General features: G+C 42.9%; 14 protein-coding genes. All 14 read right to left on the reverse strand.

From position 1 onward, the window contains the following. Window positions 1-13: 13 nt before the first annotated feature. The 14 genes from ACFPU1_RS04695 to dapG all read right to left on the reverse strand — a co-directional run bounded on the left by ACFPU1_RS04695 (window position 14) and on the right by dapG (window position 15,648). Window positions 14-1,240, reverse strand: coding sequence for a competence/damage-inducible protein A (locus ACFPU1_RS04695; protein ID WP_385939119.1), 1,227 nt, complete (start codon window positions 1,238-1,240; stop codon window positions 14-16). Window positions 1,241-1,272: 32 nt separating this feature from the next. After that, a complete protein-coding gene (gene pgsA, locus ACFPU1_RS04700; RefSeq protein ID WP_385939121.1) occupies window positions 1,273-1,851 on the reverse strand; it encodes a CDP-diacylglycerol--glycerol-3-phosphate 3-phosphatidyltransferase in 579 nt (192 codons plus the stop codon). Window positions 1,852-2,126: 275 nt separating this feature from the next. Beyond that, the gene (locus ACFPU1_RS04705) at window positions 2,127-3,086 is read right to left on the reverse strand and encodes a helix-turn-helix domain-containing protein (RefSeq protein ID WP_385939123.1); all 960 of its coding nucleotides are present in this window, start codon (window positions 3,084-3,086) and stop codon (window positions 2,127-2,129) included. 16 nt (window positions 3,087-3,102) lie between these two features. Further along, window positions 3,103-3,876: a DUF3388 domain-containing protein gene (locus ACFPU1_RS04710; RefSeq protein ID WP_100399297.1), complete on the reverse strand. Its 774-nt coding sequence runs from the start codon at window positions 3,874-3,876 to the stop codon at window positions 3,103-3,105. 430 nt (window positions 3,877-4,306) lie between these two features. Then, window positions 4,307-4,564: a DUF3243 domain-containing protein gene (locus ACFPU1_RS04715; protein WP_100399298.1), complete on the reverse strand. Its 258-nt coding sequence runs from the start codon at window positions 4,562-4,564 to the stop codon at window positions 4,307-4,309. Between the two features lie 84 nt (window positions 4,565-4,648). Further along, the gene (gene ymfI / locus ACFPU1_RS04720) at window positions 4,649-5,374 is read right to left on the reverse strand and encodes an elongation factor P 5-aminopentanone reductase (RefSeq protein WP_385939126.1); all 726 of its coding nucleotides are present in this window, start codon (window positions 5,372-5,374) and stop codon (window positions 4,649-4,651) included. Continuing rightward, window positions 5,375-6,679: an EF-P 5-aminopentanol modification-associated protein YfmH gene (gene yfmH / locus ACFPU1_RS04725; RefSeq protein ID WP_054635345.1), complete on the reverse strand. Its 1,305-nt coding sequence runs from the start codon at window positions 6,677-6,679 to the stop codon at window positions 5,375-5,377. Then, window positions 6,679-7,953 carry an EF-P 5-aminopentanol modification-associated protein YfmF gene (gene yfmF, locus ACFPU1_RS04730; RefSeq protein ID WP_385939128.1) on the reverse strand — a complete coding sequence of 425 codons (1,275 nt, stop codon included), beginning with the start codon at window positions 7,951-7,953 and terminating at the stop codon, window positions 6,679-6,681. The genes yfmH and yfmF overlap by 1 nt, the downstream gene beginning before the upstream one ends. Before the next feature lie 43 nt (window positions 7,954-7,996). Further along, window positions 7,997-10,336: an FtsK/SpoIIIE family DNA translocase gene (locus ACFPU1_RS04735; protein WP_385939130.1), complete on the reverse strand. Its 2,340-nt coding sequence runs from the start codon at window positions 10,334-10,336 to the stop codon at window positions 7,997-7,999. Window positions 10,337-10,450: 114 nt separating this feature from the next. Then, window positions 10,451-10,666 (reverse strand): YlzJ-like family protein, encoded by a 216-nt coding sequence (locus ACFPU1_RS04740; protein ID WP_054635343.1) that lies wholly within the window; start codon window positions 10,664-10,666, stop codon window positions 10,451-10,453. Beyond that, a complete protein-coding gene (locus tag ACFPU1_RS04745; protein ID WP_054635342.1) occupies window positions 10,663-11,445 on the reverse strand; it encodes a ClpP family protease in 783 nt (260 codons plus the stop codon). The genes ACFPU1_RS04740 and ACFPU1_RS04745 overlap by 4 nt, the downstream gene beginning before the upstream one ends. Before the next feature lie 137 nt (window positions 11,446-11,582). Continuing rightward, entirely contained in the window at window positions 11,583-13,250 is a 1,668-nt protein-coding gene (locus ACFPU1_RS04750) for a ribonuclease J (protein ID WP_385939132.1), read from the reverse strand. 215 nt (window positions 13,251-13,465) lie between these two features. Beyond that, window positions 13,466-14,344 (reverse strand): 4-hydroxy-tetrahydrodipicolinate synthase, encoded by an 879-nt coding sequence (gene dapA, locus ACFPU1_RS04755; RefSeq protein WP_385939134.1) that lies wholly within the window; start codon window positions 14,342-14,344, stop codon window positions 13,466-13,468. Window positions 14,345-14,433: 89 nt separating this feature from the next. Further along, window positions 14,434-15,648: an aspartate kinase gene (dapG, locus tag ACFPU1_RS04760; RefSeq protein WP_385939136.1), complete on the reverse strand. Its 1,215-nt coding sequence runs from the start codon at window positions 15,646-15,648 to the stop codon at window positions 14,434-14,436. Window positions 15,649-15,659: the final 11 nt, after the last annotated feature.

Here is a 15,659-nt window from a genome sequence, read left to right on the forward strand (position 1 = left end):
CACATCACCTTTTCTACACTTTCAATAGTAAATGAGCACCGTGTTTTACCGTTTGGATCCTGATCGTGCTCCTGGAGCCGCTCAATGTAAGGTTTTTTGCAAAAGAACCTTCAGGAGTAGCTACGCCTACCCACACATCCCCAGGCAGTTTTCCTTCATGAGCACCAGGACCAGCCACTCCGGTAAAGCTTATGCCGATACTGCTTTTAAATTTCTCTTTTACCTGCTCGGCCATTTTCTTGGCACAATTCTCACTTACTGCACCATCTCTTTCAAGGAGGAGTGAATCAATGCCGAGCACATTTTCTTTCACTTCATTCGTGTACGTTATTACTCCTCCGGCAAAGACCGATGAAGCTCCTGGCAAAGAAGTAAGCTCCTGGCTGAATAAGCCGCCCGTTAAACTTTCAGCAGCAGCCACAGTCCACTCCTTCTCCTTAAGAAGTTCTAGCGCCTTGCCCATTAATGTATCTTCACCGTATCCATATAGATAATCCCCTACTCTTTGCCTCACTTTACACTCTAAATCATCTAAGCTTTTTATTGCAAGGTCTCTGTCTTGTTCTTTGATGGTTAATCGAAGAGTTACTTCTCCTTCTTCAGCTAAAGGGGCAAGTGTAGGATTTGTTTGAGTCTCAATAAGATCTTTCAGCTGATCCTCAAGTGAAGATTCACCGATCCCAAAAAAACGAAGCACGCGAGACCGTACAGCCTTTGCTTTTGGGTATAGGTTCTTAATATACGGCTTCACTGAAGCTTGAAACATCGCTTTCATCTCACGGGGAGGTCCAGGAAGCAGCAAAAAGTGAGTCCTTTCATTAGAGCAGGCCATCCCGCAAGCCAGGCCTGCTTGGTTCAAAAACACATTGCTTCCAACAATATGATGAGCCTGCTTCCGGTTAGAAGCCGTTACGGCCCGTTTGGACTTTGCAAAAAACGTTTCAATGTTTTCCAAAGAAGGGCTGTGAACTGCAATTTTTTTCCCGAGATGCGCTGCCACTGTTTCTCTTGTTAAATCATCATCTGTCGGGCCCAAACCACCGGTGAGTATAACGATATCTGCTCTTTCCTCTGCTTCTGCAAGCGCTTCTCTCAAGCGGCTTGCGTTATCGCCCACCACCGTATGACGGTAGACATCAATCCCTAACAAAGCCAGCTCCTTCGATATATACTGGCCATTTGTATTTGCAATCTGCCCTAATAATAGTTCTGATCCTACTGCAATGATTTCTGCATTCATTGTTCCACCTCTTTTTTCACCATCCGTCCGTTTTACATGGACTTTAATACTACATGCTTATTTTTCACTAGATAGTCCCATCCGGAAATAAGAGTTAAAATGACGGCAATCCACATGGTAATCATTGCAAAAGGAATGCCTGCTGCCGCGAAAGGAACATTATGAATGAGCAGAGCGGTGATCGCTACCATTTGAAATACCGTTTTCCACTTACCCAGGGAACTAGCCGCGATCACTTCTCCTTCGGCCGCTGCTACTAACCTGACACCCGTCACAGCAAATTCCCGGCTTAGGATAACAATAGCCATCCAGGCTGGAAGCATTTGAAGCTCAACCAGTGAGATCAAAGCTGCTGTCACTAACAGTTTATCTGCCAGTGGATCTAAAAATTTCCCAAAATTAGTAACTAATTCATATTTTCTCGCAAAGTATCCATCGAGCCAGTCTGTTCCGGCAGCCACCACAAAAATGACCGCTCCGATAAGATGAGTGAAAGGAAGAGTGCTTCCTGCAATAGAAACCTCTCCCCAATCCATGGGAACAAGCAGAACGACCATGAAGAGCGGAATTAAAAAAATTCTTCCGATTGTAATTTTGTTAGGTAAATTCACTATTATCCTCCCTGCTGTCTCATAAAGATTTATTTATCTGGCAGTAATTTATATAAGTAAAGGAAAGGAGGAAGAAACGTTGTCACCGTACGAAACACGAAGGAAGCATTTGGACTTATTGTATCATAACTTCCCGTATAAGAGGGAGATTATGCTTGTTTTATACAAGAAAAGCAAAAGGTCCACAAATTAATGCTTTCTCTCATTTCAATAAGATCTCTACGCCAAAAAGTAAATGAGGTGACAAAAAAAGCAAGCCCCTGGAGGCTCACTTTTTACTCTTCTTCGTCATCGTTCTCTTCTTCAACTTCAACGATAATATGCTGTCTTGCCTCATTGATAGGGTAATCAATCTCTTCACCGTTGATAGAGAGTGTTACCGCTGAGGTATTTCCAACATTTACCGTAACAGCAGATTGACCGCTAAAGTCGTAGGATTCAGAATCTCCGTCGCTGGAGCTGTGAATCGTTTCAGTAATATCGCCATCTTCATCTCTAATGTCAACATATGAGTTTCCGCTGAACTCCATCTCAACAAGTAATTCATCGGTTCCTGTTAAAGTATAAGTAGAACGGTAACTTTCTGTATCTACATGCTCTATTTCACCAGTTTCTTCACCATTTTCCTCTTCATCATTACCGTTTTCCTCTTCTTCCTCATCATTTACAGCTTCCTCATTACCGTTCTCCGCTTCTTCCTCAGCGGCTTCCTCTTCACTGTTTTCCTCTTCGTCATTACCGTTTTCCTCTTCTTCAGCAGGCCCGATAGCCTCCTCATTGGAATCTACTTCAAAGCCGGGGTCGCCTGTCGGCGGTTCTCCTTCGGTCGTATCATCGCCTCCGAAGCCTTGAACAACAACCCAAATCCCTACGGCGATCACTGTAGCAAACACAAAAACCATGACAGCAGGCAAAAAGGATAGCTTATTGCTCTTCTTCCGGTTTACAGGGGGCTTTCTTCTTTCCATCCTGGGAGGTATTTCAGCTGGTTCTTGCTTAGGCTTAGGAAGTTCACTGCCGTATTCCTCGAAAACTTCGTCTGGATCGAGCCGTAGTGCTTCCGCGTAGCTTTTTACAAAAGCACGTGCATAAAATGACCCTGGAAGAGCAGAATGATCTCCATCTTCAATTGCTTTTAGGTACCTTTTTTGAATCTTTGTCATCTCCTGCATTTTTTCAAGAGATATTCCTTGTTCTTCTCGTTTCTCTTTTAGAAACTCTCCTAATTGTGACACACCTAACACCTACCAACTAACTAATATCAAAAGAAGAAAATCCAGTATCAACAATATCATAGGAAATTTCTTCATTTTCTTCATTTCTCAATTCAATGATACAATCAAAATCTTTTAAAGAATATCCTGACTCTCTAACAAAAATGTCAGGATGTTCAACCACCTTGACAGCAGGAAGCCTCATCACCTCATCGACAAGCATGCGGTGTTTCTCGGAAGCTCGCATCATCGTTACAATCCCATCAATAATATATACATGCTCGCCATCTAATTCATCATCAGCAAGCTGGCTTCGTACAGTCTGCCGCAAAAGTGTTGAAGAAATAAACGACCACCTTTTATTTGCACACACACTTGCTGCAACGAGTGACTCTGTCTTCCCCACTCTGGGCATCCCGCGAATGCCTATTAAAAAATGGCGGTCCTTTTTAAAAAGTTCAGCCATGAAATCAACAAGAAGCCCGAGCTCTTTTCGCACAAATCGAAACGTCTTTTTATCGTCTGCATCTCTTTCTATGTACCGGCCATGCATAACAGCAAGTCTGTCTCTAAGCCTTGGTTCCCTGAATTTACGGACTGTGATATTTTCCACAGTATCCAAGATCGCTTTAAACCGTTCAAGCTGGTCGTCGCTTTTGCTGCGTATAAGCATTCCCCGTCTGCGGTCTTCCACACCATTAATCGTCACAATATTAATGGAAAGCATACCTAGAAGGGATGAAATGTCACCTAATAATCCGGGTCTGTTTTTGTGGATTTCGTACTCTAAATACCATTCTTTTGCTTCCATATTTGAGCACCTTTCTTCATTAGAGGTTACTTTGGCACTGGTTAGGCTTTTTTATATAAGAAACACCTGTCTAATTCTCTGCAGAACGGCAAGCATTGCATCCTCTGCCTCATTCTTCCGTTAAAGATTACTTGTAATTTTACGCTATTTCTTATTATTTGAACAGGATTTTCCCGATAAATGATTCGAATACACTTGAGTGCAAAGTATTAACTCCCTTTTCCTCTTGCACCGGAGCGAATATTTACCCAGGCTTCCTTTTGGTCTTTGAATGGCCTGTCCTCATAAAGCTTAAAGTTTGTCACAGTAAATATATTATACAGCCAACTTTACTTCCTTTAAAGGGTCTTCCTTCCTTGGTGTAAAAATACAAGTGCATAAAAGAAGGGCACCGCATCGCGCAGCACCCTTCATTCTTTTATATCTTAACTTAATGCGTTCCTTCGTTTTGAACAAGCTTAACCATCATGTTGGCAATGGCATGCTGCTCTTGTTCATTGGCTACTTTCCACATTTGAGCTAAAACGCGTTCTTGCTCATTTTTTGGTTCTACTTGGTTGGCTAAATATTCTCCAACTTCATAAGCTACCTCAGAAATTGTTTCATTATTCATTCCTTCGCCTTGCCCTTGATGTAAACGGTCGCCTAGAAAATCTTTCCACTGCTCCCAGTTGTCTAATACAGACATGAAGCTTCCCTCCTTACTAATGGTTTCTTTCGTAGTTTTTCATTAGTAAAGAAAAATTATTCCCCTCCTGTTAAAATTCCTTTGTTAACAGTACCAGGCTCCATTTACTGAAAGAATTTGTCCTGATATATAGCTCGATTTAGAGGAGAGGAGAAACTCTGCAGCATCAGCTACTTCACGAGGAGAACCTAGTCTGCTCATTGGGATTTCATCACGCAGGGCCTCTTTTTCCTCAGGAGAAAAAGCAGACATCATTGGTGATTCAATAGCTCCTGGTGCTATGCCGTTGACATACACCCCCGATGGGGCTGCTTCTTTGGCTAAGGACTTCACAAATGTGTTTAATCCTCCTTTAACCGTAGAATACATCACTTCGCAGGCAGCTCCGGTTAATCCCCATATAGAGGAAATAACAAGTATGTGCCCATGGCGCCTTTGAATCATTCCGGGCAGCAAGCTTTTCGTAAGCTCTAAAGGGCTTGTTAAGTGAAGTTGAATGTTGTCTTGTATGTCTTTGGAGTCAAGGTCTGTAAATAGTCCGTAGGAGCTTTTTCCACTGTTATGAATCACGGCTCCCACGGGTGAATGAATACCTTTTAATAGCTCAGAAACTCCTTCAGGCTTAGATAAATCGCTTTGTACAAGGTTTACTTCCACGCCAAGTCCTTCACATTCTCTCTTTAGAGATTCTGCTTTTTCTTTAGAAGCATTATAATGTAAAAATAAAGGGCGGCCGGAAGCCGCCATTTTTAAAGCTATTTCCTTTCCTATTGCTCCGCTCGAACCAGTAATTAAAACGTGCTCAGACATTTATGCAGATTCCTCTGCTTTCTTGCCCACCACCTGGGAAATAGTGCATTGGTCTTCCCCAAAATGCTCCGTAAGCGCAGCTTCTAAATCTTTTGAAGTCAATTCTTCCAATACAGGAATCACATCATATAAATGCATCTCATTAAAGAGATAGCGAGTAAATTGATTTGCGATAAATTCCGGGGAATTCAATTGCTTTAAAAAGGATCCGATCTTTTTCTTTCTGATCCGCTCTACCTCTTCCTCATTTATTCCCTCTTGCTTCATGCTGCGAACAGCTTCCTGAATCTTCTGTGCCAAAGCATCAGGATCTTTAGTGTCTCCACCAATCACACTGAATGCAAATGTTTTCTCCCCTGTGTAATCAAAGGAAAAGGAATCGTCAATCAGTCCCTCTTTGTACAACTGTTGATATGTTTCTGAGCCCTGACCAAACATGAGTTCAAGGATAATCTGCAAAGAGAGCTCATAGCGAAGCAGTTCTTTCCCTTGTTTTTTTGGATCGGGTTCTTTGTAGCCAACCAGGCATTTTGGTGTGTTTACACTCATTGGAAGGACTTCTTTTTCCCTGCGAACGTTTTCCGGCTCCTCGGCAAGAAACCTTTCGATCTCTTCCGGCTCTTTAAATTCTTTTTCTCCCTGGTTGTCCCTAACCAGCTGCAGAATCTCCTCTGGCTCAACGGGGCCGACGATAAATAATGCCATATTTGATGGATGGTAAAAGGTGTTGTAGCAGGTGTACAAATCATCTTTTGTAATCTTGTCAATGGAATCAATAGTACCTGCGATGTCAATTTTCACAGGATGATTATGGTACATGTTGTCCAGGAGGTTAAAAAACACACGCCAATCAGAGTTATCTTCATACATCTTTATTTCCTGCCCAATGATTCCTTTCTCCTTCTCTACACTCTGTTCAGTAAAATAAGGATGCTGGACAAAATTTAATAATGTTGTTAGATTCTTCTTTACTTCCTGGGTGCTGGAAAAAAGGTAAGCTGTCCGAGTAAAGCTGGTAAATGCATTAGCCGAAGCGCCCTGTTCTCCAAAAACCTGGAAAACGTCTCCTTTTTCATCTTCAAACATTTTGTGCTCTAAAAAATGAGCGATACCGTCAGGAACTTTCACTTTTTCGTTTTCCCCCAGAGGGACAAAATGATTGTCCACTGCACCATAATTTGTCGTAAAAGTAGCATAGGTTTTGTTAAAACCTTTTTTAGGAAGAACATATACAGAAAGTCCATTGTCAAGTTTTTCCTGGTACAACGTTTCCTTCAACTGGTCAAATGTTTGTTTTTCAGCCATTATTTAGCCTCCTTTCCTCGTAAGAAATAGATCGTATCCATTTCAACCGTTTTCGCGCATTCAATTACATCTTCTTTGGTCACTTTATCAATCGCTTCAAGCCAGTCATCAAGAGGCCTTTTTTTCCCTGAAACAACACCCTGGTAAAACATTTCGATCAATCCCCTGGGTACATCTGCCATTTCAAGTAATTGGTTTTTAAGCATTTGTTTCGTCTGTTCAATTTCCTTGTCAGAAAAGTCGCCGTCTTTCATTGCCTTCATCTGCTCTTTAATAATGGTTAAAGCTTTATCGTAGTTTTTCTGGTCCACCCCTGACATCACAAGCAGAAGGCCTTTACTGCTTTCATACCTGGATGCCGCATAGTACGCCAGGCTCTCTTTTTCCCTGACATTAATGAAGAGCTTTGAATGAGGAAAACCGCCAAATAGTCCATTCATCACCTGCATCGCCGGATAATTTTCATCTTTAAAAATAATAGACGTTCGGTATCCGATGTTCAATTTTCCTTGCTGTACGTCCTGTTCTTCGCTTACCTCCCGTACATCTTCAGGCTTTGTAATTGATGCCGAAGAGGCCTCAAGGCTTCCTTCTCTTTCGGGAAGACGAAACAGCTCTTGTATATCCTTTTTTAATTCATTTTCTTTCACATCACCTACGACATACAAATCAAAGTCATCCTCGTTGATCATGCTATCGTACGTTTCTTTCAAGTCATCTTTGCCTATCTTCTCAATTTCCTCTTCACTCCCATAAGGATGAATCCCGTATGGTTCGTCTTTGCACATCTCTTCAATTAAACGAACATTTGCGTAGCGCATTTTATCATCAAAAATAGACTCCAGGCGCTGCTTCAATGTGCGCTTTTCTTCAGTAATGATACTTTCAGAAAACCCTCCATTCTCCATGATAGGATCAAAGAGGACATCCCGGAGAAATTCCAGGCTCTTTGTTAAGAGAGGGCTTGGATCCTGTAAATATTTTTCATTTGCCACTTCAATTCGAAAAGAGATCAGGTGGGCTTCACCTTTTTTGGTCACATCGATCCCAAATGAAGCTCCGTAAAGTTCATCCAAATATAAGCGGATATCCTTTCTCGTAGGATGGTTTTTCGTAGCGCTTTTTAACACATTGGCCAACAGAGACCTTTGCGTCACCGTCTCTTTTTTTAACGGGGCTTTTACTTGAAGAACAACAGTATTGGTTTTGAACTTATCAGTGGGAACAACATGGACATGTAATCCCTTAACAGAATACGTTTCTTCTTGGATCATCGTTAAACACCCTTTCTCCAACTATAGCTGTAATGAATGCGTATCAGGCTTGCTCTGACGATTGCTCCTCACGTCGATCTACTAATACTTCACGAGGCTTGCTGCCTTCATATGGCCCTACAATTCCCCTGACTTCCATTTCATCAATCAGCCGTGCTGCCCGAGTATAGCCGATTCGAAACCTTCTTTGAAGCATGGATACGGACGCGCTGTTCATTTGCATGACAAGAGATACAGCATCATCATACAAATCATCCTGAACTTCAGACTCAACCTCAGGAACTTCCTCAGGCATCATTTCTTCCTGGTAGCTCGCTTTCTGCTGAGCTATGACGGCATTGACAACGGCCTCTACTTCTTCATCTGATACAAAAGCGCCCTGAATACGAGTGCTTTTGTTTGCTCCTACTGGAATAAACAGCATATCCCCCCGGCCAAGGAGCTTTTCAGCCCCTCCTGAGTCCAGAATAGTTCTGGAATCGGTCTGGCTGGACACACCAAAAGCAATTCTTGATGGGATGTTTGCTTTTATGACTCCGGTAATAACATCGACAGATGGACGCTGTGTTGCAATAATCATATGGATACCAGCAGCCCTTGCCATTTGAGCAAGCCTGGTAATGGCATCCTCCACATCACTTGACGCTACCATCATCAAGTCGGCAAGCTCGTCAACAATGACAATGATATACGGTAATGTTGGCTGTTTTTCATTGTTTTTCTCATTTTGCTTCCTAATCAGATCATTATACCCCTCAATATTACGAGTTCCGCTGTGAGAGAACAGATCATAGCGGCGTTCCATCTCTGCCACAGCCTTCTTAAGGGCCTGAGACGCTTTCTTAGGCTCTGTCACAACTGGTGTCAGTAAATGAGGAATCCCATTATACACGTTGAGTTCAACCATCTTAGGATCAATCATCATGAGCTTGACTTCATGGGGTTTTGCTTTCATCAAAATACTGGTAATAATTCCATTAATACATACACTTTTCCCGCTTCCAGTTGCTCCAGCTACCAGAAGATGAGGCATTTTGTTTAAGGATGCCAGTACAGGTTCACCTGATATATCTCTTCCCAAAGCAACAGAAAGTATATGCTCATCCTTTTTCTTTCCTGCTTCAAGGACTTCCCGCAGCCCTACCATGGCAACTTCCTGATTCGGAACTTCAATGCCGATAGCGGATTTTCCTGGGATTGGTGCTTCGATCCGGATATCTTTTGCAGCTAGTGCCAAAGCAAGATCGTCGGCTAAATTTACGATTTTACTCACTTTCACCCCTATATCAGGCTGCACTTCATACTTTGTTACTGCCGGGCCTAAGTGCACTTCATTTACCTTTGCTTTCACACCAAAGCTTAATAAGGTCTGCTCCAGCTTTCTCGCATTGGAAGAAATCTGGCCCTTTTCATGCTTTTGACTGTTCTGTTTAGGGCTTGACAATAACTCAATAGGAGGGACCTGGTAATCCTCATTTGTCGTTTCAGCCGCCACCATAAGAGGTTCTTTCACGGCTTCTTCAGTCTCTTTATCCTTCTTTTCCCGCTGAGAAACCTGGGACTCTTTATCAGAAGTGTTCCGGTTCTCTGACGAATATGCTTGATCCGCAAAATTATAAATGACCGGATCCGGTCTTTCTTCAGGCTTTGCTTCTTTTGCCTCCTTCTCTTCTTTATAGGCCTGACTTTGCGCCTGCCTTTTTTCCTTTTTGCTTTTCCCTTCTTCTTTCTTTTGCTCCCTGGCCTGTTTAAATTCAGCTCCTTTTGCTTGTACAGCTTTGCCGGCTGCAAGAGTGCTCTCTTTCATTTTATTTACTACGGTAAGAAAAATACCTTGCATGGAAATGCCAGTTAATAAAATAAATGAAATGACAAACAAAAATACTGAGACTACCCTTGTTCCTCCTCCATCAAAAAGAAACATGCTTACAGTAAACAGAAGAGCCCCGATCATCCCTCCGCCGATATCTTCATACGCGCTGTTTCCGCTCACATCGAGCCAGTAAAGCTCCCATGTTTGCAGAAGGGCAGAACCGCTCTGAAAAGGACTCTGAGCTCCAAGATTTTCAAACAACATTAAATGACTTAACAGGAGAAAGGTCGATATGGCAATATACAAACCGCTTAAACGTCTCCCTGCCAGTGGCGGAAACTTGCGCTTTACGATAATGTAGACAGAAACAAACAGGACAAAAAGAGTTAACAGGACATGCCATTCCCCTAGAAAAAAGCGAAAAAGCTGAACAACTATTTCCCCAACGAAACCAAATCTGAAAAGTGCAATGATTGCCAAGGTAAAGAAAAGCAGGCCTGCAAGCTCGTACTTCATTTGCTTAGCCCACTGATTCTGCTTTTGGCTTTTCTTTTTTTTCTTTTTTGCCATAACCTCACCCCGACAAGTTTATTCCATATGTAACCAGCTTTTCTATTCATAAAGAGAGCCGCCGGAGGCGGCTCGTTCTTAATTATAGCATAATTTTCTAATCCTTTATATTGTTTAGAGGCTGTCTGTCCATACTTTTCCGGGCTGGTAGCAATCTTGCAAGTACGCTTGGGGGTCCGTGCTCATGAGCCTGGTAATGACCCATTTGTTTGGTTCCTGTTCTTCAAGGAGGACCACTCCATGTTCACAAGGTACGCTCCGCTGGGAGGCAGTTGTTTCATGTTCCTCTTTGTACACGGCTTCCATTGGAACAGGCGTATAAAGAATCATTGCATCATTCCTTCTTTCTGTCCCTTCTGTTCACTAATTAATTGATTCAGCTTTTGAAGCGCCTGCCCTACACCGCCTACTTCATTTATAATTCCATAGTCAACGGCGTCAGGCCCCACCACATTCGTGCCTATATCTCTTGTTAAATTTCCTTTTTCAAACATAAGCTCTTTAAATTTCTCTTCGGCAATATTCGATTGTTTGGTGACAAAGGAGATCACACGCTCCTGCATTTTATCCAGGTACTCAAAGGTTTGCGGAACCCCAATAACCAGACCAGTCAAGCGTATGGGGTGAATGGTCATGGTAGCTGTTTCTGCGATAAAAGAATAATCAGCAGCTACGGCTATGGGGACTCCAATGGAGTGGCCTCCTCCAAGTACAAGTGTTACCGTAGGCTTTGACATGCTGGCCACCATTTCAGAAATAGCCAGCCCTGCTTCCACATCTCCCCCTACTGTATTCAACACAATCAGCATACCTTCAATCTTAGCATTTTGTTCAGCAGCTACAAGCTGAGGAATAATGTGTTCATACTTGGTCGTCTTATTTTGAGGAGGCAGCTGCATATGACCTTCAATCTGACCAATAATTGTAATACAGTGGATATTTGTCTGTTCCATTTCAGGAACATTTGTCTGCCCAAGCTCTTGGATTTTATTTAAAATTCCTGAGCCTTTTTCTGCTCCGCCTGGCTGCCCTCCAGGCTGCTGCGGCGGTGACTGCGGAGGTGCTTGAGGGGAAGTCTGCGGGGTATTTGGATCTTGGTTTTGAAACATAAATGACCCTCCTATTATGATTAATAGGATTAGTATAACGAGCCCGTGCTTATTTATACAAAGGGAGCCATTTGACACGCTCGTGATTTTCAGGGGAAGCTTCCTTTTTTACGAAAAAAACCGGGGAATCCCCGGTCTTATACCTCCATTATAATTGGCAGAATCATCGGCCTGCGTTTTGTTTTTTCATAAAGGAACCTGCTTAACACATCACGGATATTACTTTTTAAAGAAGACCATTCATTAACGTTTTCACTCATACACTTTTCAAGTGTATCGGAAACTTTTTTGTTTGCTTCCTCAAGAAGCTTTTCTGATTCACGGACGTACACAAATCCTCTGGAAATAATGTCAGGACCGGAGATAATTGAACTGCTTTTTTTATTTAGCGTTACGACAACCACGAGAATCCCGTCTTCTGAAAGAAGGCGTCTGTCTCTTAGGACGATATTACCAACATCCCCGACTCCAAGCCCGTCAATTAAGACATTCCCTGAAGGAACTTTGCCGGTTCTTTTTCCTTGTCCCTTGGTAAATTCGATGACTTCTCCCTTGTCTATTAGAAAAGTTCTGTCCTGTTTAATACCGACAGACTGAGCTAGCTGCCTGTGTGCAAACTGCATCCTGTATTCCCCATGAACCGGTATAAAAAACCGTGGGCGCATGAGGTTGAGCATAAATTTCAATTCTTCCTGGCTGCCGTGGCCTGATGCGTGAACTTGTTTATCCCCGTAAACCACATCTGCTCCAATGCGCGAAATGAAATCAATAATTCTTGAAACTGATTTTTCATTTCCAGGAATGGGTGTAGCCGAGATGACGACTGTGTCCTCCGCTTTCATGGATACTTGGCGATGAGCTCCTTTAGCCATTCTTGTCAGCGCTGACATAGGTTCGCCTTGGCTGCCTGTGCAAAGGATGACAATTTGATCATCGTTATAGTTATTTATTTGATCAAGCTCAATAAAAATACTTTTGGGCACTCGCAAATATCCTAGACGCTTTGCGATTTCTATTACTTTCAGCATGCTTGTCCCCACAACACCAATTTTTCGATTATCATTGGCGGCGGCTCTAACCACCTGCTGAATTCTGTGAATGTTGGAAGCAAAAGTGGTAACAATTACTCTTCCTTCTGCCTCTTGTATCACCTGGTTAATCCCTGCTCCGGTAGATGTTTCTGAAGCGGTCGTTCCGGGGCGTTCAGCGTTTGTACTATCAGACATGAGGCAAAGCACCCCTTTTTTCCCCATATCAGACATCTTGCCTACTTCAGCAAACTTCCCATCAACGGGGGTCTGGTCAAATTTAAAGTCCCCGGTATGGACAACCATGCCCTGGGACGTTTCAATTCCAACACCAACCGAATCAGGTATGCTGTGATTAGTCCGAAAAAAGCTGACAGGAACATTTCCAACTTTAATTTTCGAATGTGAATCAATCAGTCTCAAATCGGCTTTTTTGATTAATCCTTTTTCTTTTAGACGCTCTTCCACTAAACCGATCGTAAGCTTTGTTCCGTAAACTGGTACTTTTATTTTTTGAAGGACATAAGGAAGGCCTCCAATGTGGTCCTCATGACCGTGTGTGAGGATGATGCCTTTTACTCTTTCTTTATTTTGTATAAGATACGAGATGTCGGGAATGACAATATCGACCCCAAGCATATCATCCTCTGGAAACATTAATCCCGAATCAATTACAATAATATCTTCTTCTACTTCAACAACATACATGTTTTTGCCTATTTCTCCAACGCCGCCCAAGGCAAAAACACGTACAGTTTCTGAATTTTGCTTTGACAATTTACGTTCCTCCTATATATTCAGTTACATTGTTTCTTCCTCTCCTGTTCTAGGAAGGAAAAGTCGTTACTCATCCTCTCTTTTTCACCATTGCACCCGGACGAATCACTTGGTTGTAGTATAACTTAATTTGGAAAGAGAATACAAGACCAAGAGACCTTCTCTGGTTTGTTCACCCTCTCCTTTCTGCTTGCAGGAAAAAGAAAACCCGGCTGTTATGCCGGGAGAAATATATCTCGAACCCAATTCATTTCCGGATCAGTTAACGGTAGAATGGGGGATCTTGTTGTTCTCGAAAGGATCCCTTTTTGCTCCAAAACCCCTTTGATAGGCGCAGGGTTTGGAGTAATGAAACATGCTTTCATTTTGGGTAGCAGGCCCCTGTGAATAACAGCAGCTTTTGTAATATCCCCTGTCAAATAACATCCGATCATCTCACTCATTTCCCTGCCAATCAAATGGGCGGCAACAGACACCACCCCATGGCCTCCTATTGATAAAACAGGGAGCGTCAAGGAATCATCTCCACTATAAAGCTTAAAGTCTTTCGGGGCATTTTCAATCACATATGCCATTTGCTCTAAGTTTCCATTGGCTTCTTTGACGGAAGTGATATTAGGAATGTGAGCCAGCTTTAATAGAGTCGTACTGTGCAGGTCAACGATACATCGACCAGGGATGTTATAAATCATAACCGGTAATGAGGTTGAATCTGCTATTGCTTTAAAATGATGATACATCCCTTCTTGAGTTGGTTTATTGTAGTAAGGAGTCACAGCCATAATACCATCTACACCCAGCGAAGAGGCTTTTTGGGTCAGCTCCGCTGAATAAGCTGTATCATTGGTTCCGGTCCCTGCGATGACTGGAACCCGCCCTCCGGCTGCTTCCTTAACTCGTTTAAAAAGAGCAAGCTTCTCTTCAGTGGAAAGCGTGGGAGACTCTCCGGTCGTTCCCGCTACAACTAAGCCTTCCGTATTGTGGGCAATTAAATATTCAACTAGATCATCAACCGCAGCCCATTCAATTGCACCATCCGAATTGAAGGGAGTCACCATTGCTGTGAGTAAGCGCCCGTGGTCCACTTCTTTCATCTCCTTTTCACCTATGAAAGGGTTGTCACAAGTTGACATTATAGGTCAGGCGGGGATTTCTCCCCGCCTGATTTCTCTTACGTTACCTATTAATTTTCAAGTTCAAACATATGATGAAGGGCATTCACTGCTTTTTTCGTATCTTCCCCATGCACTAATACCCAGATTGTAGTGTGGGAATCAGCAGATTGAAGGATTTGGATGTTTTGTTCGGTTAACGCAGCCACGATTTTGGACGCTACACCAGGAACACCAGTCATCCCAGCTCCTACTGCAGAAACCTTGGAACAGTTTCTCACAACCTGTGATTCATACCCTTTATCGAGAAGCAGCTGCTCTGCTTTGGCTGCGAGATGATCGGGAACCGTATACACTACTCCTGTGGGGTGAATATTAATAAAATCGACACTAATATTAGCCTGAGCCATCGTTTTAAAAACATCCGCCTGCAAGTTATACTGGCCTTCCTTTTCTTTCACAGTAATCTGGGAAATTTCAGATAAATGAGCAATCCCTGTCACCGGGCGTTCTTCCAGATCACTGCCGGCGCTGCCCCCATGAGTTGTCGTAATTAAAGTTCCCGCTCCGTCAGATTGTGTAGAGCGGATGCGAATCGGTATCTTAGCCTGCATGGCAATTTCGACCGCACGAGGGTGAATTACCTTGGCACCCTGGTATGCCATATTGCAAATTTCATTGTATGTTACTGCCTTTAAAGGTCGAGCTGTATCCACCATTCTTGGATCAGCAGTCATCACCCCTTCTACATCGGTAAATATATCGACGTATTCAGCTTGCAAGGCAGCGCCTAAGGCAGTGGCTGACGTATCACTCCCACCCCGGCCCAGGGTAGTAATTTCCCCAGTAGCCGAGCTGCCTTGAAAGCCTGCTACTACTACAACATCAAAGTGGTGCAGACGCTCTTTTAAGCCATCGCATTGCATATCAATAATTTTTGCATTTGAGAATTCTTCATTTGTGCGAAAACCAGCCTGAGCTCCCGTTACAGCAGAAGCTTTTACATTCAAAGATTGAAGCAAGTCAGTAAAAACAACAGAGGAGATAACTTCTCCGCATGATACAAGTAAGTCCTTCTCCCGCACATCTGCAAAGGAATCATTGCCATTCACAAGACTAAGAAGTGTATCTGTTGCGTAGGGATCACCTTTTCGACCCATAGCTGACACAACCACTATCACTTTATAGCCATTTTCAACGGCTTCCTTGACATGATGTGCTGCCTGCCTTCTTACTTCTTCATTCCTAACCGAGGTTCCCCCAAACTTTTGAACAACAACCTTCATAAGCCACCCTC

The sequence above is a fragment of the Thalassorhabdus alkalitolerans genome (genome assembly GCF_042656525.1).
Lineage (GTDB): Bacteria > Bacillota > Bacilli > Bacillales > Marinococcaceae > Thalassorhabdus > Thalassorhabdus alkalitolerans.